The organism is Hymenobacter fastidiosus, from assembly GCF_039539565.1.
Classification (GTDB): Bacteria; Bacteroidota; Bacteroidia; order Cytophagales; family Hymenobacteraceae; genus Hymenobacter; species Hymenobacter fastidiosus.
The window spans coordinates 93,038-116,757 of record NZ_BAABDJ010000006.1; the positions used below are offsets into that span (position 1 = coordinate 93,038).

Annotated in this window: 17 protein-coding genes; 8 read left to right on the plus strand and 9 right to left on the minus strand. The window is 59.6% G+C overall.

Annotation, left to right across the window (positions count from 1 at the left end):
• Positions 1-89: 89 nt before the first annotated feature.
• From ABD833_RS03935 to ABD833_RS03970, 8 genes are all read right to left on the minus strand, one after another.
• Positions 90-1,949, minus strand: a complete 1,860-nt coding sequence (locus ABD833_RS03935) for a cytochrome c oxidase subunit I (RefSeq protein ID WP_345071117.1) — start codon at positions 1,947-1,949, stop codon at positions 90-92.
• A 23-nt stretch (positions 1,950-1,972) separates the two neighbouring features.
• Complete coding sequence (locus tag ABD833_RS03940) at positions 1,973-3,043, minus strand: cytochrome c oxidase subunit II (protein ID WP_345071118.1); 1,071 nt, start codon at positions 3,041-3,043, stop codon at positions 1,973-1,975.
• Positions 3,044-3,136: 93 nt separating this feature from the next.
• Positions 3,137-4,456: a quinol:cytochrome C oxidoreductase gene (locus tag ABD833_RS03945; RefSeq protein WP_345071120.1), complete on the minus strand. Its 1,320-nt coding sequence runs from the start codon at positions 4,454-4,456 to the stop codon at positions 3,137-3,139.
• A 6-nt stretch (positions 4,457-4,462) separates the two neighbouring features.
• Positions 4,463-5,194: a c-type cytochrome gene (locus ABD833_RS03950; RefSeq protein WP_345071121.1), complete on the minus strand. Its 732-nt coding sequence runs from the start codon at positions 5,192-5,194 to the stop codon at positions 4,463-4,465.
• Positions 5,194-5,718 carry a DUF3341 domain-containing protein gene (locus ABD833_RS03955; protein ID WP_345071123.1) on the minus strand — a complete coding sequence of 175 codons (525 nt, stop codon included), beginning with the start codon at positions 5,716-5,718 and terminating at the stop codon, positions 5,194-5,196. The genes ABD833_RS03950 and ABD833_RS03955 overlap by 1 nt, the downstream gene beginning before the upstream one ends.
• On the minus strand, positions 5,711-7,168 hold the full coding sequence (nrfD, locus tag ABD833_RS03960) for an NrfD/PsrC family molybdoenzyme membrane anchor subunit (RefSeq protein ID WP_345071125.1): 1,458 nt from the start codon (positions 7,166-7,168) through the stop codon (positions 5,711-5,713). Before nrfD ends, ABD833_RS03955 begins: the two co-directional genes overlap by 8 nt.
• 122 nt (positions 7,169-7,290) lie before the next feature.
• A complete protein-coding gene (locus tag ABD833_RS03965; protein WP_345071126.1) occupies positions 7,291-10,317 on the minus strand; it encodes a TAT-variant-translocated molybdopterin oxidoreductase in 3,027 nt (1,008 codons plus the stop codon).
• A 161-nt stretch (positions 10,318-10,478) separates the two neighbouring features.
• Entirely contained in the window at positions 10,479-11,813 is a 1,335-nt protein-coding gene (locus tag ABD833_RS03970; RefSeq protein ID WP_345071128.1) for a c-type cytochrome, read from the minus strand.
• Between the two features lie 390 nt (positions 11,814-12,203).
• On the opposite strand from ABD833_RS03970, the gene rpsF reads away from it, so the two are divergent.
• The 6 genes from rpsF to priA all read left to right on the plus strand — a co-directional run bounded on the left by rpsF (position 12,204) and on the right by priA (position 20,691).
• Entirely contained in the window at positions 12,204-12,584 is a 381-nt protein-coding gene (gene rpsF, locus ABD833_RS03975; protein ID WP_345071129.1) for a 30S ribosomal protein S6, read from the plus strand.
• Between the two features lie 4 nt (positions 12,585-12,588).
• On the plus strand, positions 12,589-12,840 hold the full coding sequence (gene rpsR / locus ABD833_RS03980; protein ID WP_345071130.1) for a 30S ribosomal protein S18: 252 nt from the start codon (positions 12,589-12,591) through the stop codon (positions 12,838-12,840).
• Positions 12,841-12,943: 103 nt separating this feature from the next.
• Positions 12,944-13,387, plus strand: a complete 444-nt coding sequence (gene rplI, locus ABD833_RS03985) for a 50S ribosomal protein L9 (protein ID WP_345071131.1) — start codon at positions 12,944-12,946, stop codon at positions 13,385-13,387.
• Between the two features lie 317 nt (positions 13,388-13,704).
• Entirely contained in the window at positions 13,705-15,699 is a 1,995-nt protein-coding gene (locus ABD833_RS03990; RefSeq protein WP_345071132.1) for a GSCFA domain-containing protein, read from the plus strand.
• A 67-nt stretch (positions 15,700-15,766) separates the two neighbouring features.
• Positions 15,767-17,806, plus strand: a complete 2,040-nt coding sequence (locus ABD833_RS03995) for a thioredoxin domain-containing protein (protein ID WP_345071133.1) — start codon at positions 15,767-15,769, stop codon at positions 17,804-17,806.
• Between the two features lie 347 nt (positions 17,807-18,153).
• The gene (gene priA / locus ABD833_RS04000) at positions 18,154-20,691 is read left to right on the plus strand and encodes a replication restart helicase PriA (protein WP_345071134.1); all 2,538 of its coding nucleotides are present in this window, start codon (positions 18,154-18,156) and stop codon (positions 20,689-20,691) included.
• 106 nt (positions 20,692-20,797) lie between these two features.
• On the opposite strand, the gene ABD833_RS04005 is transcribed toward priA, so the two are convergent.
• Positions 20,798-21,370 (minus strand): hypothetical protein, encoded by a 573-nt coding sequence (locus ABD833_RS04005; protein WP_345071135.1) that lies wholly within the window; start codon positions 21,368-21,370, stop codon positions 20,798-20,800.
• 245 nt (positions 21,371-21,615) lie between these two features.
• Here ABD833_RS04005 and ABD833_RS04010 point away from each other — a divergent pair, with 245 nt between their 5' ends.
• Positions 21,616-22,395 carry a class I SAM-dependent methyltransferase gene (locus tag ABD833_RS04010; protein ID WP_345071136.1) on the plus strand — a complete coding sequence of 260 codons (780 nt, stop codon included), beginning with the start codon at positions 21,616-21,618 and terminating at the stop codon, positions 22,393-22,395.
• A 71-nt stretch (positions 22,396-22,466) separates the two neighbouring features.
• Positions 22,467-23,699, plus strand: coding sequence for an S-adenosylmethionine:tRNA ribosyltransferase-isomerase (locus tag ABD833_RS04015; RefSeq protein ID WP_345071137.1), 1,233 nt, complete (start codon positions 22,467-22,469; stop codon positions 23,697-23,699).
• The last annotated feature ends 21 nt before the right edge of the window (positions 23,700-23,720 follow it).

Here is a 23,720-nt window from a genome sequence, read left to right on the forward strand (position 1 = left end):
AACCCCGATAACGGGGGCTGGTTTGTGCACAAGAAAACGGGCCGCTGTAAGTACAGCGGCCCGTTTCAGATATCAATGCCAAGTGACGCTTACTCCATGTCGCGCTCGTAGGGCAGGTTCGACGACTGCGTCTGCGAGTATGGTACGTTCTGGGGAATAAAGTCCTCCGTCGCGCCGGGCTTGCTGTAATCGTAGGGCCAGCGGTACACGGCGGGAATAGCGCCGGGCCAGTTGCCGTGACCGGGCACGACTGGCGTCGTCCACTCCAGCGTGGTCGAGTTCCAAGGGTTCTCAGTGGCACGACGGCCGCGGAAAATGCTGTAGAAGAAGTTGACGAGAAATACGAACTGGGCGAAGAAAGCCAGGATGGCCGCTACGGAGATAAACTTGTTCAGGTCAGCAAACTGGCTGAAGGAGTCGAAACCGGTCCAGGCATAGTAGCGGCGGGGGAAGCCGGCAATACCGACGTAGTGCATCGGCAGGAACACCAGATATACCCCGGCGAAAGTGAGCCAGAAGTGAACGTAGCCCAGCTTCTCGTCCATCATGCGGCCAAACATCTTTGGGAACCAGTGGTACACCCCGGCGAACAGACCGAAGAATGCCGCCGAACCCATTACCAGGTGGAAGTGAGCTACCACGAAGTAGGTGTTGTGCATCTGAATATCCAGCGCGGCGTTGCCGAGGATGATACCCGTCAGACCACCCGAGATGAACAGCGATACGAAGCCAATCGAGAACATCATGGCCGTGGTGAAGCGGATATTACCGCGCCACAGCGTGGCCAGCCAGTTGAAGGTTTTCACGGCCGAAGGCACCGCGATGATCAGCGTCAGGAACATGAAGACCGAACCCAGGAATGGATTCATGCCCGTGATGAACATGTGGTGAGCCCATACCACGAACGAAAGCAGCGAAATACCGATCAGTGAGCCAATCATGGCGCGGTAGCCGAAAACCGGCTTACGGGCATTGGTAGCCAGGATTTCCGATACCATCCCCATGGCGGGCATGATTACGATGTATACCTCGGGGTGACCCAGGAACCAGAACAAGTGCTGGAACAGGATGGGCGAACCACCTACGTTCGGCAAAGCCTGACCCGCAATGTAGATGTCCGACAGGAAGAAGCTGGTGCCGAACGAGCGGTCGAAAATCAGCAGCAAAGCGGCCGAGAACAATACCGGGAACGACAACAGCCCCAGGATAGCCGTCAGGAAGAAAGCCCAGATGGTCAGCGGCAGCTTCGACATCGACATACCGCGGGTCCGCAGGTTAATGACGGTGGTGATATAGTTTACGCCCCCCAGCAGCTGCGAGATAATAAACAGCGCCATCGACACGAGCCACATCGTCATCCCCATGCCCGAGCCGGGAATAGCCTGGGGCAGGGCACTCAAGGGTGGATAGATGGTCCAGCCCGCCGAAGCCGGACCGGTTTCCAGGAACAGCGAAGCAAACATGACCAAGCTCGACAGGAAGAAGAACCAGTACGAAAGCATGTTCATAAAGCCCGAGGCCATGTCGCGGGCCCCCACCTGCAGCGGAATCAGGAAGTTGGAGAACGTACCGCTCAGGCCGGCGGTGAGCACAAAGAATACCATGATGGTACCGTGCATCGTCACCAGGGCCAGATAAAACTCCGGATTCAGCTTACCCGCTTCAATCCATTTGCCCAGGAAAGGCTTCAGCCATTCCATGGTCGACTCCGGCCAACCAAGCTGCAGACGGAACAGGCTCGAAAGCGTGCCACCCAGAATAGCCCAGATGATACCCGTAATCAGAAATTGCTTGGCAATTACTTTATGGTCCTGGCTGAAGACGTACTTAAACAGCCAGTGCTGGTCATGATGATCGTGCTCGTCATGGTGCTCGTCGTGCCCGATGTGGGGGGCAACCGTGACGGTACCGCCTTGCACCAGCGAATTGGTAGGAATGTTAGCAGCCATAGAAGCGTGCGTTAAGATTGGATTTAGAGAGCAGGATTCAGTTGAGCACCAACGGCGGCCGTAGTGGCCGGCGCTACTGTCTTATCAACCAGATTACCCGATTTCTGTTTGAGATTAGCCAACACATCCGGGTTCTGTTCGGCAAAAGATTTTTGCGCCCCAAACCAGGCTACGTAATCATCCGGCTCATCCACGATGATGTTCAGCTTCATAGCGAAGTGACCACGGCCACAAATCTGGTTGCAGGCCAGCTCGTAGTTGAATTTCGGGTTGCCCAGCTTGGCGCGCATCTCATCGGTAGTGGTGGTAGGCGTAAACCAGAACTTGGTCGGCATACCCGGCACGGCGTACATCTGCACCCGAAAGTGCGGCATGTATACGGCGTGCAGTACGTCGCGCGAGCGAATCTTGAGCATCACCGGGTGGCCTTTCGGAACGTGTACTTCGCCGGCGACGAAGTCATCCATCCCGCTCTTGTCGTTTAAGTCGAACCCGAACTCGTTGGTGGCATCAATGAGGCGGTAGTTTACCACGCCCAGCTTCTGGTCGCGACCGGGGTAGCGTACGAGCCAGTTGAACTGCTTGCCCATGATTTCCAGCACTACCGAATCGGCGGGTGCGGGACCCGTGATTTTCGTCCACTCTTTCCAGCCGGCAAATACCAGACCGGCCATGACAATGGCGGGAATGATGGTCCAGATGATTTCGATCTTGTTGTTGTGCGAGAAGAAGAATGCCCGACGGCCTTCCTTGTGCTGGTACTTGTAGGAATAGTAGAACAGCAGTACCTGCGTCAGCACGAACACGATGCCGATGATGATCATCGTAATCCAGAACATGCGCTCGATGGCGAGGCCGTGCACGGAAGCAACGGGGGGGTTCATCTTGCCGTAGTTGTCGGCAAAAGAGTAGGCGAACAAGCCCCCGCCCACTACGAGGAAGACCATCATCAGAATGGCATTCACCCGGTTGCTGGTGCCAATCTCACGCGTGGAGCTACCCGAGAAGATAGAGGTCAGAATCTGGATGCGGAACAGCAGGCCAAACACGACCAGCAGCAACAGCAACAGCAGAAAGATACCGAGAGCAATCATTTTTGAGGAGTTAGAAGCTAGTAGCAAGGAGATAGGAGCAACAGGAGATGACAGAACAAACTTGCTCCTATCTCCTGACTCCTAGCTTCTCAATTAGGTGGTATGATGCACGCTCTCGTCGAGGAACGGGTGGTGAATCGGCACCAAAGAAGCTTGTGACAAGCGCTTGGTGAACAGAATCAGGTAGCTGCCCAGGAAAATCAGGGCTACGCCAATTTCAATGATAAACCCATTATCCCCCTTCAAAGTTGCCGGCATGAACATCAAATAAAAGTCCGACCAGTGACCAATCAGAATGGCGATGCTCACGATTTTGAGCATGATCATCTGGCGCTTGGCATCCCGCGTCATCAGCAGCAGGAAAGGAAACACGAAGTTGATGGCCAGATTGAAGTAGAAAATCCAGGTGTAAGCGCCATTGAAGCCGCCGAGGCGCTGGTTGAAGTACACCGCCTCCTCGGGCAGGTTGGCATACCAGATCAGCATGAACTGCGAGAACCATACGTAGGTCCAGAAGATGCTGAAGCCAAACATGAACTTACCCAGATCATGCAGGTGGTTCGAGTTTACGAACCGCAGGTAGCCGGCCTGCTTCAGGAAAATAGCCGTCAGCGTCGTTACGGCGATACCCGATACCCACCACGAGGCGAATACGTACCAGCCGAACAGGGTGCTGAACCAGTGGACATCAACCGACATTACCCAGTCCCAGGCCGACATCGACGAGGTTACGGCGTAGAGCACCAGGAACAGGGCCGCCACGTTGATACTTTTGTGGAAGTACTCGGTGCCGCCGTTCAGGTCTTCGGCCAGCGAAATCTTACGCAGACGCTCGGAAAAGAACCACCAGATGCCCAGATAGGTTACCGTGCGAATCAGGTAGAACGGCAGGTTCAGAAAGCCGCTCTTGCCGGCAATGATTTTGTCGTAGCTGGCGCTGCCTTCGGTCATAACACCTTCGTGCGTCCAGTGGAACAGGTCGTGCCGGCCCAGGAAGAAGGTAATCAGCAGGATGATGGCACCGGGCAGCAGCCAGGCGCTCATAGCTTCGTTGATTCGCTTAATCAGGACCGACCAGCCCGCGTACGCTACGTATTGCAGCGCCACGAAGAAGGTCCCGATGGCGGATACGCCAATGAAGAACACGTTGCTGTGCCACAGGCTGACGATAACCCGCTTCAGCCAGATGGGGCTGCCTTCGTGCTCCCCACCGTGGGCAGCCGCGGCACCGTGCGCGCCAGCCGCGGCACCGGCCGCTTCGTGATGCTCGCCCGGAAACATAATGGCGGCGATGATACCGAGAACCAGCAGGACGACGCCGGCCACGATGATGAGGAGAAAATTGCGGTTGGTGCGTGGCGAAACCTCCAGGTATTCAGCCGTGGCGCTTTCGTGGTGCGTCAGAGTTGCCATATCGAGTTAGTTCGCCGTTCCGTTACGTCCTTTATCTCCCTGACCCGGATTTTCCGAGCCTTTGTCGGCCTGCGCCTGTAGCGTAGGCTTTTGCGTGGCCTGATCCGTCATCTGCGTGGAGTCGTTGCTCACGCCGCGGGCGGTCAGGAAATCGGCCAGGCCATCGGGGCCTTTGCCTTCCTGCAGTACCCGCACGTACATGGCAATCTTCCAGCGCTCTTCGGGGTTCACCTGCGAGCCGTGCGGCATCATGCGGTTGCGGCCCCACTGGATGACGTGGTAGATGTGACCGTCGTTCATGGTCTTGTAGGCGCCCGCCGTATAGTTGGGCACCCCTTTGAACTTGATGCCGACCAATCCCTGACCGTCGCCCTGCTCGCCGTGGCAGTGGGCGCAGATCCGGGTGTAAAGCACTTTGCCTTCTTCCAGATTAGCTTTGGTGTAGACGTACGGGTTTTTCAGGCGCCGCTCGGCCGTGCCCACGCTATCCTTGGGAATGTGGCTGTAGTAATCTTCCTTGCCGCGGGCAACGGTACCAACCACCGGAGTGCGCTGGTTGATGCCCATCGGGTTGATGGTGTTGGTGTTCACCTGACGCAGGGGGTCGTACGCAATGGGTTCGTACATCTGCGGGGCGTACTCGATGCCGGTGCTATCAGCCTTGTTGCAGCTGGTGGCGACCACCGCACCGAAGAGGATAGCCGACGCGTGCAGACCTAGTTTCAGCGAATGCGTCATTAGTTCTTAGTCATTTCTTTTTCGTTCACCTCCGATGCGCCATTCTCGCGCAGCAGCTTGGTCAGGCCGGTCAGGTCCGACTTTTCGTTCAGCTCGATGGCTACCACGAACTTGTCGTCGGTCGAGCGCACGTCCAGCACCGGGGTTTTCCACCGTGGGTAGAGCTTGCTGATGGCGTAAAAGGTAATCACCATGCCGTGGCAGGTGAAGAATACCGTCAGCTCGAAGGAAACCGGAATGAAGGCGGGCAGGGCAATGTGGGGCTTACCGCCAATGATCATCGGCCAGTCGAAGCCCAGCATGTAGATCTGCATCCACAGGGCGAAGGACAAACCGACCAGACCGTAGAAGAAAGCCGCAATCGGCAGGCGCGACCGTTCGATGCCCAGGGCATCGTCCATGCCGTGGATGGGGAAAGGCGTAAATACCTCGTGGATCTTTACACCCGCGCCGCGGATGTTTTCAACGGCGTGCAGCAGCACATCTTCGTCTTCAAAGATGCCGAGGGCGAAGCGCTTAGTCATGCTTGTTGTAGTTTACCGGAGCGCTAGCAGGTACTCCGTGGGTGGTAGTCTGGGGGGTAGCGGGGGCGTGAGCGTCGTGGCTGGCGTAGGTCGGGCCATTGTCCACAGTGTACTTCAGGATAGTCTTCACTTCGGCCATGTTAATCACGGGGAAGAACTTGGCGAAGAGCAGGAACAGGGTGAAGAACAAGCCCAGCGTACCTACGTAGATGCCCACGTCGATGATGGTAGGCGAGAACATAGCCCAGCTTGAGGGCAGGTAGTCGCGGTGCAGCGAGGTTACGATGATTACGAAGCGCTCGAACCACATGCCGATGTTCACGATGATGGACAGCACGAAGGTGGCAGGAATGCTGTAGCGTATCCGGCGGAACCAGACCAGCTGGGGCGTAATCACGTTGCAGGTCATCATGGACGCATACGCCCACCAGTACGGGCCGGTAGCGCGGTTGATGAAGGCGTACTGCTCAAACTCTACCTGCGAGTACCAGGCGATGAAGAACTCGGTGATGTAAGCTACCCCTACAATCGAGCCCGTGATCATCATGATTTTGTTCATGAGGGCAATGTGCTCGATGGTAATGTAGTCTTCCAGCTTGAATACGACCCGGGTGATGAGCATCAGGGTGAGTACCATGGCGAAGCCGGAGAAGATAGCCCCAGCTACGAAATAAGGCGGGAAGATGGTGGTGTGCCAGCCCGGTACGACCGAGGTAGCAAAGTCCATCGATACGATAGTGTGTACCGACAGTACCAGCGGCGTCGAAACCCCGGCCAGAATCAGCGACACCGTCTCGTAGCGGCTCCAGTGCTTGGCCGAGCCGGTCCAGCCCATGCTCAGCAGCGAATAGGCGACCTTGGCAATCGGACCCTTGGCCCGGTCGCGGATAGTAGCGAAGTCAGGCACCAGACCCGTGTACCAGAACACCAGCGACACCGTGAAGTAGGTCGAAATGGCGAATACGTCCCAGAGCAGGGGCGAATTGAAGTTGGCCCACAGCGAACCGAACGTGTTCTGCAGCGGGAACACCCAGTAAGCCAGCCACGGGCGACCCATGTGCAGTACCGGGAACATAGCGGCGCAGATAACGGCGAAAATCGTCATTGCCTCGGCCGCGCGGTTGATGGAGGAGCGCCATTTCTGGCGGAACAGCAACAATACCGCCGAAATCAGCGTGCCGGCGTGACCAATGCCTACCCACCACACGAAGTTGGTGATGTCCCAGGCCCAGCCTACGGTTTTGTTCAGCCCCCACTCCCCGATACCATACCACAGGGTACGATAAACGGAGTAGAGGAAAATGCCCAGGAAGAACAGGGCAACGCTCAGGGCAGCCATCCACCGGACATTCGGTTTGGCTTCTACTTGGCGGCACACGTCTACGGTGACGTCGTGGTACGTCTTCCCCCCGGTAACGAGCGGCTCGCGTACGGCTGATACGTGCTGCATATGGTTGATTTTTGGTTAGGGTCTTGGAGACTTGGGAACCTGGGGGCTTGGTTTTTGTTGATCCGGCGCTGGTTGTTCTCCGAAAGGAAAACCCAAGCTCCCAAGTCCCTGCTATCCTATGGTTATGCGTTCCGAACGGCTTCGGTATTGCGGATCTTAGTCAGGTACGTGACGTTTGGCTGCACGTTGATGGTATCGAGTACGTGGAAAGCCCGCTCCCCGTCTTCGCGGCGCAACAGCTGCGAAATCCGCGTTTCCGGGTCCCGCATGTCCCCGAACACAATGGCTTCCGTAGGGCAGGACTGCGCGCAGGCCGTTACTACTTCCCCATCTCTCGGACGACGCTTCTCTTTTTTGGCTTCCAGCTTCCCGAGCTGAATGCGCTGCACGCAGAAGCTGCACTTCTCCATTACCCCGCGGGCCCGTACCGTTACGTCCGGGTTCAGCACCATGCGGCCGAGGTCGGTGAACATATGGCCGTTCACGTTCTCGAACTTCTCATTCGAAGTGTACGAGAACCAGTTGAAGCGGCGCACTTTATACGGGCAGTTGTTGGCGCAATAGCGGGTTCCTACGCAACGGTTGTAGGTCATCTGGTTCAGCCCTTCCGAGCTGTGCGTGGTAGCCAGTACGGGGCATACCGTTTCGCAGGGCGCGTGGTTGCAGTGCTGGCACATCATCGGCTGGAAGATCACGGAGGGGTTCTCCGATGGGTCTTCCATGGCGGCGTAGGTCGCCAGCTTGCCTTTTTCCTCGAAATCCTCTTTGCTGGCGTCGGAGCTATAGTAGCGGTCGATGCGCATCCAGTGCATTTCGCGGCGGTTGATAACCTCCTGCTTGCCCACTACGGCAATGTTGTTTTCCACCTGGCACCCAATCACGCACGAGCCGCAGCCAATGCACGAGTTGAGGTCGATGGCCATGCCCCAGTGGTGGTTCTTGTATTCGTAGTCATCCCAGAGCGAAACCCTGCTCGGCGACTCCAGCCCGTCCGGAGTGGCAACCTTTTCGTACTCGGTTACTTCCTTCGGGTTCTCGACGTACTTGGCCAGCGTCGACTCCTGCACTACCTGCACCGTCCGGTCCATGATGGTGTGGTGGGTCTGGGTCTGGGCAATGGTCGACTGCGCGCCGGTTTTCTCCAGCGTAACGACGTTGGCGTAGGTGATACTGTTGCCCGCCGCCATTACGGCCATCGGGTACGCGTTGGCGCCTACTTTGTCACCCACTTTGCCCGCCATTTCACGGCCGTAGCCGATGGCGATGCTCACGGTTCCTTTCGCCTGACCGGGCTGAATCAGCACGGGCAGCTCAATGAATTTACCGTTGGCGGTGATTTTTACCACGTCGCCCTGCTCCCACGCGTTGGCCACGGCCATGTCGCGCGGCACGGCCACGTAGTTGCCCCAGGTGGCTTTCGAAATCGGGTCGGGCAATTCCTGCAGCCACGGGTTGTTGGCCTCGCAGCTGCCGGTACCGACCCCTACTTTCTCGTACAGCGCCAGCTCCACCGCGCCACCCTTAGGCACGGCCGACAGCGTTGCTACTGCCTGCTGCACGCTCATGGCCGGAGCCGCAGGAGTTGCCGCAGCCAGCAGCGTGCCGGTGGCTACGCCATCGTGCACGGCAGCATCCCAGGCTTTCTGAAAGTCGCCGCCCAGAATACCGCGCCAGGAAGCGCGGAGGTAGTTGTAGTAGGTCTGTGGGCTGCCGGCCCAGGTGAGCAGGCTGTCCTGGGCCTGACGCGTGGCGAACAGCGGCGAAATCACTGGCTGGGCCAGGCTCAGGAAACCACGCTTGGGCTCGTAGTCATTCCACGATTCCAGGTAGTTGTGGTCGGGGCAGGCGTAGTAGCACAGCGAGCCGGTTTCGTCCAGACGGTCGTTGAACGAGATGCTCAGTGGCACTTTAGCGATGCCCTTCTTCACTTTATCGGCCAGCGGATGGTCGTAAGCAGGGTTGGCGTTGTAGAAGATAACGGCACCTATAGCCCCGCTATTCATGTCGTTCACCAGCTGTACCATGCGGGCATCATCGCCCTGGCGCAACAGTGAAGGATTAGCTACGTCAACCCCGGCGCTACCGAGAGCCTGGTTGATAGCGGCTACCAGCGTCTGCACGGCTACGTCGTTCGAACCCGAAACAACCAGGCCCGCACCGCGGGCGGCTTTCAGCTCGGCGGCCGCTTTCTTGAGGCGGGCGTTGCTGGTGGTGCCGCTACCGGTTACTTCGTTGTACAGCTCCCGGGCGATAGTACCCATTTCCGAAGGCTTCACCGGCACGCGCACATCAGCATTGGAGCCGGTCAGCGACAGCGCCGTTTCGAACTGGAAGTGCCGCGACATGGTCCGCTTCGCGCTCGAAACTTTCCGGTTGGCCACGTACTGCTTGGCAAATTCCACCGGCGACAACCAGGTCCCGAGGAAGTCGGCACCCAGGCTCACGATGACGGTGGCTTTACTGAAGTCGTAGGAAGGAAGCACGCCGCCGTTAGCCCCCAGCAGTGCGGAGCTGGAGTTGGCGTCGTACATCACGTGCTGCGTGGTAGGGTAGCGGGCGCTGAATTCAGCAATAACCTTCTTGGTCGAAGGGCTGATGATGGTATTCGACACGATGGCAATGCGGCCGGTCGTGGCCGCCAGCTTGGTGCGGATTTCCTGGTCGACGCGGTCCGTTTCCGCCTTTTTGCCTTTGATGGCAAAGTGCGGCAAACGACCGGTATCATACAGGTTGAGCACCGAAGCCTGGGCCCGGGCCGACAGGCCCCCCCCGGTAATCGGCGACTCGGGGTTGCCCTCGAGCTTGATCGGCCGACCATCGCGGGTTTTCACCAGCACGCTGTTGTAGTCGGTGCCGTTGAAGTAGGTGGAGGCGTAGAAATTGGCAATACCCGGATCCACCTCTTCGGGCTTGTTCAGATACGGAATGGCCTTCCGGACGGGGGCTTCGCAGCTGGCCAGGGTGGCGGCGGCAATGCCGAAGCCCATGAGTTTGAGGAAATCCCGGCGGGGCGCTACCGTCGCGTCCGAAGTGCCATAGGCTTCCTTCATCGGCATAAAGTCGCCAAACTCGCTGAACGCGGTTTTCACGAACTCCGGTGAGCTTTCCAGTTCCTCAATTCCCTTCCAGTACTTAGGCGACTCTTGCATTTGTGTGGGGTCTTGGGGTCTTGGGGACTTGGCTTTTGCGGCCGGTCATCGTCCTCAAGGTCAATGCTTGGCTTGTTTTATTGAGAGGTATTGGGCGGAGTGCTTGTCGGTGCCCGGGCGTCTTAACCAAGACCCCGAGACCCTAAGCCCCCCTCAACCAACTAGTAGTGGCACTTCGAGCACTCCGTACCGCCGTTCGACGATACCGTGAAGGGGGCCGCGCCGTTGGCCGTGTTGTGCAGCTTCACGAGGTTGTTGTAGTAGCCGTTGCCCTTGGTGTTGAGCGGCGTCTCGCGGTGGCAGTTGATGCACCAGCCCATGGTGAGGGCCGAATACTGATACACCACTTCCATGTTCTGAATCGGGCCGTGGCAGGTCTGGCACTCAATCCCGCCCACCTGGGTGTGCTGGGAGTGGTTGAAGTAAGCCAGATCCGGGATGTTGTGAATCCGGACCCACTGGATCGGCTGCTTGCGCTCAATAGCGCGGTAGATCTTCTTGATTTCCGGCGACTCCGTCTTGATCTGCGAGTGGCAGTTCATACAGATGTTGGCCGAAGGAATGTTGGCGCTCTTGCTCTTGTAGACCGACGTGTGGCAGTAAGCGCAGTTGATCTCATGCTCGCCGGCGTGCAGCTTGTGCGAGAAGGCAATCGGCTGGGTAGGCTGGTAGCCCTGGGTCAGGCCAATGGCCATTACGCCCTGCACTGATTCATAGAGTACCACGAGGGCGAAGATGCCGACGGCCAGCCCGCGCACTACCGGCGACTTGTAAAGCTTAGCAAAGTCGAAGCGCTGCTCGATCTGCTCTACGTCGCGGCCATCGAGGTCTTTGCGGCCGCGGAGCACGTCCTTCATGATGTTGGCGATAATCACCAGCGTGACTACCATCACGATCAGGACTACTACCAGAATGATCAGCAGCAGGTCAATGGTGCTGCTGGAAGCGGTAGCATCCGCGACGCCCGGCGTCTCAGTGCCGTCTTTAGGAGTAATTCCCGTAGCGGCTCCGGGAGCACCGGCGGTCTTACCTTCCTCCGCCGTAACGTAGGAAATGATGGAGGTGATTTCCGCATCCGAGAGCTGGAAGCTCGGCATCTGCTGCTTCTGGTACTGGTTGTAGATCTTCACGGCGTACTCGTCGCCGCTGGCTACCATCTTGCTGGAGTTCTTGATCCAGGGAATCAGCCACGATATCGGCCGACGCTTGGCGATACCGGCCAGCGCCGGACCAACGACTACGTCGTTGATGGCGTGACACTGGGCGCAGTTGCCTTTAAATAAAGCATCACCGGCGGCGATAGCCGCGGCGTCGCCAGTGGTGGTACCCGCAGCCGCAGCCGGAGCGGCCGCGGCGGTAGCGCCGGGAACTACACCTTCTTTACTCACTGCCGGAGCGGCACCAACCGTTTGAGCCGAGGAACGGCCGACGGCAGCAAACGTCAGAAACAGGGTGAGAAAAAGGTGGGAAAGAGAACGAAGTCGGATGCTATTCATAGCACTATTTGACTGGGGAAAAGAAACGCGGGGGGGTACTTTAAGGCCACAAATGTAAGTCGCGAATCGCAGAGAACAAACCCAGCCGGCCTAATTTTCGGCTTATGGCGGTTGAGTAGAACGATTCTAAAACCAGCATCCGGCAGACGGCGGCATCAACTCCCTCGCAAGCTGAAGCCTGAACTCCGTCCCATACTCTCACCGTATTAGCAGAGTACATCACCCTATAGAGTACCCGTTCGCCGCAGAAATGTTTCCTCCTTGTTACTCAGCCGTTTACTACGGCGGCTATTTCGGCTATTTTTACAATGGGCCATGGCATAGCGTAGATATAAAGTGTACCTTTGCCCCCTCAATAAGTTTTTCACCCTAATTTTTTCATCCCGTCTAATGGAAGTAAGAAATTACGAGACGGTCTTTATCCTCACTCCCGTTCTGAACGAGAGCCAGGTACAAGAGACGATCGAGAAGTTCTCCCAGGTGCTTAAGGAAAATAGCGCCGACATTATCCACACTGAAAACTGGGGCCTCAAGAAATTGGCCTACCCGATTCAGAAGAAGTCAACCGGGTATTATCACCTCGTTGAATTCACTGGCTCGGGCAACATCGTTGACGTGCTTGAGCTGGCCTTCCGCCGCGACGAGCGCATCATCCGCTTCCTGACCACGGTGCTCGACAAGCACGCCGTGTCGTACAGCCAGCGTCGTCGCAACGGCGAGATGAACCAGCAGAAAGCTAAAAAAGAATCGGAAGCCGCCGTAGCACAATAAGGATATGAGCCTAGCCAACGAGAAAATCCACAAGCAGGACACGCGCGTTAAGTATTGCCGCTTCAAAAAGGCCGGCATCAAGTACGTGGACTACAAAGACCCGAACTTCCTGCTGAAGTTCGTGAACGAGCAGGGCCGCATTCTGCCCCGCCGCATCACGGGCACGAGCCTGAAATTCCAGCGCAAAGTTGCTCAGGCCGTGGCCAAAGCCCGTCACCTGGCACTGATGCCCTACGTAACCGATTCGCTGAAATAGTCTAGTTATTGGTTTTTCGTTGTTGGTTTTTGGCCCCGGCCGCTTTCTCCGGGAATCGGCTAGTCAAACAACCAACAACCAATACCCATAAGCCAACAAAGTCATGGAAGTAATTCTGAAAGACGACGTAAAGAACCTGGGCTACAAGAACGATATCGTTACTGTAAAGTCCGGCTACGGTCGCAACTACCTGCTCCCGCAGGGTCTGGCTATTATGGCCGACAAGTCCAACAAGAAAATCATTGCTGAGAACGTCCGTCAGGCCGCTCACAAAGCAGAGAAGATCAAAACCGAAGCGCAGGGCGTAGCCAACCAGATTGGCGACGTGGCCTTCGACATTAAAGCGAAAGTAGGCGAGAGCGGCAAGATTTTCGGCCGGGTAACCACTTTGCAGCTGGCCGAGGCCCTCAAAGCCAAAGGCATTGATATCGACCGCAAGCGTATTTCTTTCGATCAGGAGCCTACGGCAGCCGGTGAATACACCGCTACCGTGAACCTGCACAAGGAAGTAAAGCACCAGGTCCGCTTCAACGTAGTAGCGGAGTAAGCTGCTGCACAACAAGCGAAGAAGGCCTGACCACTCCGGTGGTCAGGCTTTTTTTGTCTCTTCCGCTTTACAAAATCAAAGCCTCCTACGCTCTGCTCAGCAGCCCGGGCAAGGGTATTAGCCGGCCGAAAAGCTATTCTATTCTTTTCCCGGTACCTTTGGCAACCAAAATCCGGAATAATCCTGTTGGACATCTCCCTTTTGGCTAGCCCGTTATCCAGCCGCCACGGGCGGCCCACTCCGCTTCTTTTGGCTGAAAGAGGGGAGTTGAGTAGGTTGCCGGTCCGTTGGTCGGCTCACGCCCCTATTGCTTTCGAATGTTCCGCACTGAATTACCCCTTACGCCCCATCCTGCTCAGCTGCCCCTCACGGCCCGCGTGCTGACGGTGGGCTCCTGTTTTTCCGACGTCATTGGCAGCCGGCTGGCCCGCAATAAGGTCAGCACGCTGGTAAACCCGTTTGGCACCGTTTTCAACCCGATTTCGGCCTGTATGCTGCTGCGGGCAGCGGCGGGCGAGGAAATGGACTGGCAGCAGCATCTGGTAGAAGCCCGGGGCCGCTGGCAGAGCTACGATATGCCCGCCGACATCGGGGCCGATTCACCGGTGGAGTTGCTCCAACAGATCCGGGAGGTGGTGCAGCAAACCAGCCAGTTTCTGGAAACGGCCGACGTGGTGGTGCTGACGCTGGGTACGGCCTTCGCCTACCGGCTGCAGGAAACCCAGGAGTTGGTCAACAACTGCCATAAAATCCCCGCCGAGAAGTTCGAAAAAGAGCTTTTGACGCCGGATGAGGTGATTAACGCCATAGCCGAAACCCACGCCCTGCTGCGCCTCAGAAACCCTAAGCTGCGCTTTATTCTGACCGTGAGTCCGGTGCGTCATCTCAAGGACACGCTGCCGCTGAACGCGGTAAGCAAGTCGGTGCTGCGCGTGGCCTGCCACTACCTGAGCGAGCTGCTGCCCGACGTATCCTACTTCCCGGCCTACGAGCTGCTGCTGGACGACCTGCGCGACTACCGCTTCTACGCGGCCGATATGCTGCACCCGTCGGACGTAGCCGAAACCTACCTCTGGGAGCGGTTTACGCGTACCTATTTCGACCAGAATTTCGGCCGCTTTAAGAAGGACTGGGAAGCGGTGCAGCAGGACCTGGGCCACCGGCCCCTGCATCCGGCCGCGCCGGAGCACCGGGCATTCCTGGAAAGCACGCTGGAGAAACTCCAGAAGCTCAGCACCCAGGCCGATGTGCGCCCGGAAATCCGTGATTTGCACAAGCAGCTGGCCGCCTTGCCCGTGCCGCGCCAGCCCCAGCCGTTGGTGGAGCCTGAACCGGACGATGACGAGGAGCGCATTGATATCGGCGACCAGGAAACGTCCGGGGAAACGCCACCGGCAGCGCCGGCTCCCGCCCGCAGCCGCAACAACTCCCGGCCCCCGCGCCGCGAGCCCCAGCCGGCGGCCCCGGCAGTTCCCGTCGAAGCAGCTCCCTTCGCCGAACCGGTAGAAATGGAAGCGCTGGAAATGGAGGCGCTGGAAATAGGCGACCTGGAGGAAACGGCCGGCGACGAAGAGCTGCCGGGGCAACCCAAGAAGAAACGTCGTTCCCGCGGGGGAGCCAAGCGTACCGCCCGTAAGAACGCGGCCCGCGCCGCGCTGGAAGCCCCGCAGCCCCTGGAAACCGGCGCTATGCCGGTAGCCGCGGAGCAGGCCGATGAGTCGGCGGATTCTGAGGCACTAGCCACCGCACCGCAGACTCCTGCGCAGCCTGCGCCGGAAGTGCCGCTGCTTACTCAGGAGCTGGAAGTGATTCATGAGCTGCCGGAGCCAGAGCCGGTTGCCGCCCCCGCCCCGCGCAGGCCGGCGCCCCCGGTAGAAAAGCCGGCGCCCACCCCGAACGTGGACTGGCTGGTACCCATGGCTGGCGCGGACAACGCGCCCCGGATACCCGTACGGCAAGGCAAGGGCATTGTACGGACGCCTCCGACCCGGGCCCGCAAAAGCACCAAGGAGCCTATTGTTACCCCGCCCAAAACGGCCGCTAAAGCCGCGGCCAAGCCGAAAGCAGTGCGGCCCCCGCGGCGTAAGCCTACGGCGGTGGCAACTCCGGATGAAGCAGCCCCGGCCCTTGCAGTGCCGGAAGTAGTATTGGTGCCCGCAGTAGAGGCCGCCGTACTTCCCGCTCCCGAGCCCGTAGCGCCGACCCCGGTAGTCGAACCGGCAGAGCCCGCTGCGGAGCCCGTGGCTACGGCCCCCAAAAAGCGGGTTCGGCCGCCCCGCAAAAAGCCGGCGAAGCCCGACGAAACCGCTTAATTGCCGTAAATCAAAACCCAGCCCCGCGACGGCTGGGTTTTGTGTTTCTTTCTCCCGCGTATCTGCTATGTCAACTGCCCCACCCAACCGCCTCAGCCAGGAGTCCAGCCCCTACCTGCTCCAGCACGCCCACAACCCGGTGGACTGGTACCCGTGGGGGCCGGAAGCGCTGAGCCGGGCGCAGGCCGAGCAGAAACCGATTCTGGTGAGCATCGGCTACGCGGCCTGCCACTGGTGCCACGTCATGGAGCGCGAGTCGTTCGAGAATCCGCGCATTGCGGCGGTGATGAACCAGCATTTCGTCTGCATCAAAGTAGACCGGGAGGAGCGGCCCGACGTGGACCAGGTGTACATGGAGGCGCTGCACGCCATGGGCCTGCGGGGGGGCTGGCCGCTGAACGTGTTTCTGAACCCCGATGCCAAGCCCTTCTACGGCGGCACCTACTTCGCGCCCCGCAGCTTCACCCAGCTGCTGGAAAGCATCGGGCAGGCCTACCAGAACGACAGCCGCCAGGAGCTGGACCAGTCAGCCGAGCAGTTTGCCCGCGCCCTGCGCACCAGCGACCTGGAGAAATATAGCCTGCACCCTTCCGAGGCGGCAGTTTCGGCCGAGCAGTTCAAGCTGCTGGTCGCTAACCTAAGCGTGAAGTTCGACCAGGAAAAGGGTGGAACGAGCCGCGCGCCCAAATTCCCCATGCCCAGCATCTGGCGCTTTCTGCTGCGGGCCCACGCGGCTACCGGCAGCCCGGATTTGCTCCAGCAAGCGGCGCTGACGCTGCGCGAAATGGCCTGGGGTGGCCTCTACGACCAGGCCGGCGGGGGCTTTGCCCGCTACTCCACCGATACCGATTGGCTGGCGCCGCACTTCGAAAAGATGCTCTACGACAACGGACAGCTCATAAGTCTGTACTCGGAAGCCTTTCAGGTGACGCAGGACGAGCTGTTCCGGGAGGTCGTGTACGACACGGTAGCGTTTGTGGAACGGGAGCTGCGCAGTCCGGAAGGCGGCTTCTATTCCTCGCTCGATGCCGACAGTGAAGGCGAGGAAGGGAAGTTCTACGTCTTCACCCAGGACGAGCTCCGGGAGCTGCTGGGCGACGAGGAGCCGCTGTTTTCCGCTTACTACAACTGCACGGCGCCCGGCAACTGGGAACACGGCCGCAACATCCTGCACCGCCGCGCTTCGGACGCCGACTTCGCCCGGCAGCACCAGCTCCCGCCCGGCGTAGTCGCCGATATGGTGCAGGGCTGGAAAGCCCGGATTCTGGCTGCCCGCATCCACCGTATTCGCCCCGCCCTCGACGACAAGATTCTGACCGGCTGGAATGCACTGATGCTGAACGGGCTGACAGATGCCTACCGGGCCTTCGGCGAGGCCCGCTTTCTGGCTCTGGCCCTCCGCAACGCCCACTTCCTGCAAGCCCGGCTGCGCCAGGGTCCGCGTCTGTTTCGTAACTACAAAGCGGGCCGCGCCACCATTGAGGCCTTCCTCGAAGATTACGCCCTGGTGATTCAGGCCTACACCAGCCTCTACGAAGTCACTTTCGATGCTCAGTGGCTGCGCGAGGCCGAAACCCTGACGGAATACGTACTGGGCCATTTCTTCGACCCCACCGAGCAGCAGTTCTTCTACACCGACGATACCGGGGAAGTGCTTATTGCCCGCAAGAAAGAGCTGTTCGACAACGTGATTCCCGGCTCCAACTCCGTGATGGCGCACAACCTGCACCGCCTGGGCCTGCACCTCGACAACAGCCACTACCGGGAGTTGGCCGCGGCCATGCTGAAGCAGGTGCAGGAACTGGTGGTGCAAGAGCCTCAGCACCTCACCAACTGGGCTTCGCTTTACGCGGCCCTGCTCCACCCCACGGCGGAAATTGCCATCGTCGGGCCCGCCGCGGAAGCTATGCGGCACGAGCTGGGCCGCCATTTCCTGCCGAACGTCGTGCTGGCCGGCGCAGTGGTGGCCACCGACGAGCTTCCCCTGCTCCGCCAGCGCCCGGCGCAGAATGGCCAAACCACGCTCTACGTCTGCTTCAACCACGCCTGCCGGCAGCCGGTACATACCGTGGCCGAGGCGCTGGCCCAGCTGCGGGAGGCGCGTTAGGAGCTCAACAGAACGTCATGCTGAGCGAAGTCGAAGCATCTCGCGTGGGGTCGTCTGATTAGTATAGGACTTACGCAAAACCCTCCTAGTGCCATTTCACGCAGTGTTTCGCAGTGTTTAACGTCCTCGCACTGCGAAACACTGCGTGAAAGCATTTTGCGTAAGTCCTATAGTAATCCAGCATCAGCACGCGAGATTCCTCGGCTGCGCTCGGAATGACGTTCTTTTTCAGTGTGGCCGTTTCGCTGCCCAAATATTCAACCTGGACCACCCGTATTCTTCTCAGTGAGCCGAATCATCGACGGCGCGGTTTATCTTTACGGTTCCGTTTTTTAGTACCCTGCCCGTTGAGCCTCACCTTTGACTTTGTCCAGCCCGAGCCCGCCGCGACGGACCGCATCACGCTGTTTGCCGATGTGATTCTGCCGCTGCCCCTGCCCAAGCTCTACACCTACCGCGTGCCCTACGAGATGAACGACGACGTCGTCATCGGTGGCCGCGTAATTGTGCAGTTCGGGGCCAAAAAGACGCTCAGCTGCATCGTGGCCGCCGTGCACGAAACGCCGCCCGCCCTGTACCAGGCCAAGTACGTGCTCGAATTCATCGACGACGCGCCGGTAGTGACCCAGCCCCAGCTCAAGCTGTTTCGCTGGATGGCCGAGTACTACATGTGCACGCTGGGCGAGGTGATAAATGCAGCCCTGCCCTCAGCCCTGAAGCTCAGCTCGGAGTCGCGGATTCAGCTGCACCCGGCTTTCGTGCGCGACGAGCCGGCGTACCCGCTTAGCGAACCGGAGGAGAAAATAGTCGTGGCCCTGAGCACGGAAGATGGCAAGGCCATGACCTTTACCGACGTGGGCGAGCTGCTGGGCAATACCAACTTTCATAAGGTGATTAAGTCGCTGATTCAGAAGGATGTCATCTTTCTGTTCGAGCACCTGGCCGACAAGTACTCGCCCAAGGTGGTGAAGAAGGTACGGCTGGCCCACCACTTCGTGGAGGAAAACGTGCTGGAAGGGCTGTTTCAGCAGCTGGCCGGCCGCCCCAAGCAGCTCGACGTGCTGATGCGCTACCTGCAGAAGGTGCCGGTGTACCAGAATGTGCACGCCAACCACCAGGGCACCGAAAAAGCGTCGCTCACCAGCAGCCCCCACCTGTCGCCGTCGGCCGTCAACACCCTCATCAAAAACGGCGTGCTGGAGCAGTTCGACGTGATTGTATCCCGCTTTCCGCTCGACGACTCGCCGGAAGCCAAGATGCCTTTCACGCTCAGCGAAGCCCAGCTCACGGCTCAGGCTGACATTCTAAAGCAGTTCACGGAAAAGGACATCGTGCTGCTCCACGGCGTGACGGGCGCGGGCAAGACGGAAATCTACATCGAGCTGATCCGCAAGGCCCTGGAGGGCGGCGGGCAGGTGCTGTACCTGCTGCCCGAAATTGCCCTCACGGCCCAGATCGTCACCCGGCTGATGCGCGTGTTCGGCACCCGGCTGGGCGTGTATCACTCCAAGTTCAGTGACAATGAGCGGGTGGAAGTATGGAACGGCGTGCTTTCGGGCCGCTTTCAGGTGGTGGTGGGGGTGCGCTCGGCCGTGTTTCTGCCCTTCGACAACGTCTCGCTCATCATCGTGGACGAGGAGCACGAGAGCAGCTACAAGCAGTACGACCCCTCACCGCGCTACAACGCCCGCGAAGTAGCGCTGATGATGGCCAACTTCCAGGGCGCCAAAACCCTGCTCGGCTCGGCCACGCCCTCGGTGGAAACCTACTACCAGACCCGGGCCGGCCGCTGGGGCCTGGTTTCGCTTACCAAGCGCTTCGGCGAGGCCGGTCTGCCCGAAATCGAGCTGGTCGACACCCGCAAGAGCCGCGACGCGAAGAAGATGCTCAACCACTTCACGCCCGAGCTGATGAGCGAGATGGAGCGCAAGCTGGCCATGCAGGAGCAGGTGATTCTGTTCCAGAACCGCCGCGGCTACTCCCCTTTCATCAACTGCCTCGACTGCGGCTGGATTCCGAAGTGCAAGAACTGCGCGGTGAGCCTCTCCTACCACAAGCACGCCCACGAGCTGCGCTGCCACTACTGCGGCTTCCACGACCGGATGCCGGTGGAATGCCCCGCCTGCGGCTCGCGCAACCTGAAAACCGTGGGCTTCGGCACCGAGAAGATTGAGGACGACCTGAAGGTGATGCTGCCCCAGGCCAACGTGCAGCGCATGGACCTCGACACCACCCGGGCCAAGAACTCCTACCAGCAGATCATCAGCGACTTCGAAAACCAGGTCACCAACGTGCTGGTGGGCACCCAGATGGTGACCAAGGGCCTCGACTTCGCCAACGTGAGCCTGGTGGGCATCATCAACGCCGACAGCATCATCCACTACCCCGACTTCCGGGCGCACGAGCGGGCATTTCAGATGTTCGTGCAGGTGAGCGGGCGGGCCGGGCGCAAGGGCAAGAAGGGCAAAGTCATCATCCAGACCGCCGACCCGGCCCAGGTGATTTTCGACAAGGTGATCCGCAACGACTACCTCGAATTCTACGAGTACGAAATCACCCAGCGCCGCGAGTACGGCTTCCCCCCCTTCATGCGCGTGATTCGGATGACGGTGAAGCACGTGGACCAGCTGGTGGCCGAGCAGGCCGCCATTCTGCTGACCCAGGAACTGGTGGAGCGGCTGGGGCGGGAGGCCGTGCTGGGGCCCGAAGCGCCCTACATCTTCCGCATCCGCAACTTCTACCTCCAGGAAATCACCATCAAGCTCGACCGGGAACACACCGTGCTCAAGCACGCCAAAGGCCAGATTGCGGCGGCCATCAACGTGGTGAAAGACCAGAAGGAGTTCAGGCAGGCCCGGCTGGTAGCCGACGTAGACCCGATGTAGGTGTTTGGGCAGAAAAGCCGGCTACAGTAAACCGCCATTCCGGCCCATAAAAAGAGCCCCGATAACAACTGCTATCGGGGCTCTTTTCGGCTGGTGTCAACGGCTCCTACAGTTCGTCGAGCAGCCAGAGGATGATGAAGATGACGCCGATAATGGCAATGATGCCACCGATAAGGCCAATAACCCCTCCGAATATACCCAACAGCAAACCGATCAGCAGCAGGATAATACCCGTGCGCAGGTTTCCACTTATCTTGGAGGTAGAAGCGGTTTCCTTCTTATTGAGGGAAGTTTTGCTGGCTACTTTATTCACCTTGCTGATCACCTTGGCTACGGCAGCCCGCTGAACCAGATTCAGCCGGGGCGCCGCCGGGGCTTTCACCGCGGCCGGAGCGGAAGCTACTACCGGTGCTTTCGTGGTCCGGACCGGCACGGCGGCCGCAGCCGGCTGGGGAGCCGAAGCCACCGGAGCCAAGGCTACTGCGGGAGCCGGGGCGGCTGCCGGCGTTTCAACCACTGCGGGAGCAGCAGCAGGCCGGATAGCTACTGAGCGCTCAGTGCCATGATACGGCGTGGTTTTGGGCAGCATGGCATAATCGCCGCGGCCGCAGCTACTCAGGGCGACGGCAACGGCAGCCATAGCCGTCAGCTTATTCAGAATTCCGGACAGGTGTTTCATGGGTCTTGGGGTTTGGTGAAGGTGCAACGACGCGCATTTTACGGCGCGGACGGGAAAAAGTAGGAATTTTTCCCGTCGGTTATCAGGGTGGGGAGGTTTCAACTGGCCCAAGTATTTAAGTAGCACTGCACTTATAGTAGGCAAACCCTATATAAAAAACCGGTTTCCATTCGTTGAGGGCTGATAGCCGAACGCTTCACGCCCCCGGTACGTTAAGCAAAACCCAGTTTCTTTGCCCTGTGCGTATGACTCTTGTTCCTTCTTTTTCCTGGCGGGTGTTGGCCCCGGGCCTTTTTCTGCTGCATACCGCCTGCACCCAGTTGCCCGCCGAAAGCACGGCCACTACGCTGGCCGAGCAGCGCCGCCGCATGCCGCCCGACACCACCGGCTATGAGTCGCGCCCCCCGGCCGACCCCAATGGCATCAGCCGCTATTACCTGGGCCGGCAGATAGCCCACGTAATGGGCCACGAGGGAGCCGACTGGCTGGAGCGGAGTGGACGGCAGAAAGAGGAAGGTACTGACATCCTGCTGCGGGAGCTCAAGCTTAAGCCCACCGACGTGGTAGCCGATCTGGGGGCGGGCACGGGGTATTTCAGCTTCCGGATCAGTCCGTTGGTAGCCAAAGGCAAAGTGCTGGCCGTAGATATTCAGCCCGAGATGATTGCCTCGCTGAAGGCTACTAAGGAGCGCATCAAAGCTTCCAACGTGGAGCCGGTGCTGGGCACGGTGCAAAACCCGAACCTGCCCGCCAACAGCGTGGACGTGGTGCTGATCGTGGATGCCTACCACGAGTTCGACCATCCCCGCGAAATCATGCGGGCCGTGCGGGCCGCGCTGACGCCCACGGGCCGGGTGGCGCTGGTTGAATACCGCGCCGAAGACCCGGCAGTACCTATCAAGCGGATCCACAAGATGAGCATTGAGCAGGCCCGCAAGGAAATGGCCGCCGTGGGGCTGGAATTCATAGAAAGCGTGGAGACCCTGCCCCAGCAGCACCTGATGTTTTTCCGCAAGGCGAAATAGTCCGGTTTTCAGCTGGTGCCGGCACCCGGTTTTACGCTTTCCTTGAAGCCGGGCGCTTATCTTTGTGGCCTATGTCCGTTTTCCCCGACCCACGCCAGCTTTCCATCCACGATTTCACCTATCAGCTCCCCCCGGAGCGGATTGCCCCCGAGCCTCTCCCCGACCGGGACCAGTCGCGCCTGCTGGTGTACCGCGGCGGCACCCTGCAGGACCAGTGTTTCCAGGATTTACCGGCCGAGCTGCCTCAGAACGCCCTTCTCGTGTTCAACGACACGAAAGTAGTTCGGGCCCGGCTGTTCTTCCACAAGCCTACCGGGGGCCTCATTGAGCTGTTCTGCCTGGAGCCCGTTGCGCCCCACCGCGCCATTGAGCCGGCCATGCAGCAGACGGGCAGCAGCGTGTGGAAGTGCCTGGTCGGGAACGGCAAGCGCTGGAAAGGTGGGCCGGTCACCCTCGAATTTGAAGCCGAGGGCCAGGCGGCTACGCTCACGGCCGAGCGGCTGGAGGCCGCGGAGGGCTATTCGCTGATTCAGTTCAGCTGGCAGCCCGCGGCCCTGCCGTTTGCGGCGGTATTGCGCGGGGCGGGCCACCTGCCCCTGCCGCCCTACCTGAACCGGGAAGATACCGACGTCGATGCCGTGCGCTACCAGACGGTGTACGCGGCTCACGAAGGGGCCGTAGCTGCTCCCACGGCCGGCCTGCACTTCTCCGACCTGGTGCTGGCAGCAATAGCCCAGCGCGGCATCACCACGGCGCGGGTAACGCTGCACGTCGGCGCGGGCACCTTTCAGCCGGTGAAAGCCGACCAGATGGCGGGCCACGCCATGCACGGGGAGCCCTTCGTGGTAACCAGAGCGGTACTGCGCCAATTACTGGATCAGCTGCCGCGGCCCGTGCTGGCCGTGGGCACCACCAGCCTGCGGACCCTGGAAAGCGTGTATTGGCTGGGGTCCGGGCTCGTCCAGAATGCGGAGCCCGACGCATCGGCGCTGCACGTGAGCCAATGGCAGCCCTATGAAGCGGGTCCGGAAGTAAGCCTGACTGAGGCGTTGCGGGCAGTGCTGGAACATCTGGAGAAAACCGGGGCCGAGGCCCTGCACGCCACCACCCAGCTGCTGATTGCGCCGGGCTACCGGTTCCGGGTGGTGCAGGGCCTGATCACCAACTTCCATCAGCCCGAAAGCACGCTCCTGCTGCTGGTGGCCGCCCTGATCGGGCCGGACTGGCAGCGCGTGTACGACCATGCCCTGGCCCATGACTACCGCTTCCTGAGCTACGGCGACAGTTCGCTGCTGCTGCCATAAGCACATCTTTATTGGTCGGCA

What these genes read in the sequence shown, in the direction of transcription:
- ABD833_RS03935 (WP_345071117.1), bottom strand. Translation starts at nt 1,949, where the DNA reads ATGGCTGCTAACATTCCTACCAATTCGCTGGTGCAAGGCGGTACCGTC.
- ABD833_RS03940 (WP_345071118.1), bottom strand. Translation starts at nt 3,043, where the DNA reads ATGATTGCTCTCGGTATCTTTCTGCTGTTGCTGTTGCTGCTGGTCGTG.
- ABD833_RS03945 (WP_345071120.1), bottom strand. Translation starts at nt 4,456, where the DNA reads ATGGCAACTCTGACGCACCACGAAAGCGCCACGGCTGAATACCTGGAG.
- ABD833_RS03950 (WP_345071121.1), bottom strand. Translation starts at nt 5,194, where the DNA reads ATGACGCATTCGCTGAAACTAGGTCTGCACGCGTCGGCTATCCTCTTC.
- ABD833_RS03955 (WP_345071123.1), bottom strand. Translation starts at nt 5,718, where the DNA reads ATGACTAAGCGCTTCGCCCTCGGCATCTTTGAAGACGAAGATGTGCTG.
- nrfD (WP_345071125.1), bottom strand. Translation starts at nt 7,168, where the DNA reads ATGCAGCACGTATCAGCCGTACGCGAGCCGCTCGTTACCGGGGGGAAG.
- ABD833_RS03965 (WP_345071126.1), bottom strand. Translation starts at nt 10,317, where the DNA reads ATGCAAGAGTCGCCTAAGTACTGGAAGGGAATTGAGGAACTGGAAAGC.
- ABD833_RS03970 (WP_345071128.1), bottom strand. Translation starts at nt 11,813, where the DNA reads ATGAATAGCATCCGACTTCGTTCTCTTTCCCACCTTTTTCTCACCCTG.
- rpsF (WP_345071129.1), top strand. Translation starts at nt 12,204, where the DNA reads ATGGAAGTAAGAAATTACGAGACGGTCTTTATCCTCACTCCCGTTCTG.
- rpsR (WP_345071130.1), top strand. Translation starts at nt 12,589, where the DNA reads ATGAGCCTAGCCAACGAGAAAATCCACAAGCAGGACACGCGCGTTAAG.
- rplI (WP_345071131.1), top strand. Translation starts at nt 12,944, where the DNA reads ATGGAAGTAATTCTGAAAGACGACGTAAAGAACCTGGGCTACAAGAAC.
- ABD833_RS03990 (WP_345071132.1), top strand. Translation starts at nt 13,705, where the DNA reads ATGTTCCGCACTGAATTACCCCTTACGCCCCATCCTGCTCAGCTGCCC.
- ABD833_RS03995 (WP_345071133.1), top strand. Translation starts at nt 15,767, where the DNA reads ATGTCAACTGCCCCACCCAACCGCCTCAGCCAGGAGTCCAGCCCCTAC.
- ABD833_RS04005 (WP_345071135.1), bottom strand. Translation starts at nt 21,370, where the DNA reads ATGAAACACCTGTCCGGAATTCTGAATAAGCTGACGGCTATGGCTGCC.
- ABD833_RS04010 (WP_345071136.1), top strand. Translation starts at nt 21,616, where the DNA reads ATGACTCTTGTTCCTTCTTTTTCCTGGCGGGTGTTGGCCCCGGGCCTT.
- ABD833_RS04015 (WP_345071137.1), top strand. Translation starts at nt 22,467, where the DNA reads ATGTCCGTTTTCCCCGACCCACGCCAGCTTTCCATCCACGATTTCACC.